This is a genomic window from Limnohabitans sp. (genome assembly GCF_040401495.1).
Taxonomy (GTDB): domain Bacteria; phylum Pseudomonadota; class Gammaproteobacteria; order Burkholderiales; family Burkholderiaceae_C; genus Limnohabitans.
The window spans coordinates 1-1,034 of record NZ_JBBAOI010000076.1; the positions used below are offsets into that span (position 1 = coordinate 1).

Genomic DNA, 1,034 nt, shown 5'->3' on the forward strand with positions numbered 1-1,034 from the left:
CTTCAAGTGCTGACTCTGGCAGTTTGTGGCTTGAAGCACGTCAAGCAATGTTGCTCGCCAAACTTAAGAACGGTGCTGATGCAGCCGATGCGCGCATGGCACTTGAAGTTGCAACCATTGGTGGTGCTGGTTGCCTTGGCCGCATTGGCGAGATTGGTCAACTGCAAGTCGACATGGTTGGTGACGTAGCTATCTGGGATCTCACAGGCATTCAATTCGCCGGAGCAATCGCAGACCCGATTGAAGCGTGGCTTCGTTGTGGCCCAACGTCTGCACGTGACACAATCGTGCACGGCAAGGCAGTGGTACGTAATAAAGAGTTAGTCAGCACCAAGGTGAACGAAATGATGACAACTCACACTCGCATTGCAACCAAGATGCAGCAACTCAACAAATAATGCTTCACGCTTTTCTTTTATCCTTTGGGGTTATCTTCGTTGCAGAGCTGGGTGACAAAAGCCAACTGATGGCTCTTGCATTTGCAACACGCTACAAAACAGTGCCTGTACTGATTGCAATCACCTTGGCAACGGGCGTAGTGCATCTCTTCTCAGTCGCTCTTGGTGGAGTTATTGGTACAGCCTTACCAACGAAACTCATCAGCATTGTTGGCGCGATTGCTTTTGTTGGTTTTGGAATCTGGACTTTACGTGGCGATGAATTAACAGAAAAAGACAAAGAGAGCACAAAGGTTTCGTCAAAGCACATCATCATGGCAGTGGGAACCGTGTTCTTCTTGGCTGAACTTGGCGACAAGACGATGCTTGCTACTGTCACTCTTGCAACCACTGAAGGTCTTGTAGGCACGTGGGCTGGTTCGACTGTTGGCATGGTGGTCGCCGATGGTCTCGCAATTGCAGTCGGCAAAGCACTCGGTGATCGATTGCAAGCAAGAACCGTACGAATCGCATCGTCGATTGCCTTCTTTGTCTTTGCAGCCGTCATGTTCGCTGACGCACTGCGCTAACCACCTAGTCTCAACGTATGCGTTTATTTGGTGAGGTTCTTGTGACCATGTTGGTCATTCTGGATCC

Annotated in this window: 2 protein-coding genes; both read left to right on the top strand. The window is 49.8% G+C overall.

Features of this window, described 5'->3' with window-relative positions; translation table 11 throughout:
• Window positions 1-398, top strand: a 398-nt coding sequence (locus AC9UEO_RS13765) for an amidohydrolase family protein (protein ID WP_509534687.1), incomplete at its 5' end; no start/stop codon positions are given.
• On the top strand, window positions 398-967 hold the full coding sequence (locus tag AC9UEO_RS13770; RefSeq protein WP_509534690.1) for a TMEM165/GDT1 family protein: 570 nt from the start codon (window positions 398-400) through the stop codon (window positions 965-967). The genes AC9UEO_RS13765 and AC9UEO_RS13770, both read left to right, overlap by 1 nt.
• Window positions 968-1,034 lie beyond the last annotated feature (67 nt).

Bases quoted from the DNA above. Each gene is read 5' to 3' on its own strand.
- AC9UEO_RS13770 (WP_509534690.1), top strand. From the start codon at position 398: ATGCTTCACGCTTTTCTTTTATCCTTTGGGGTTATCTTCGTTGCAGAG.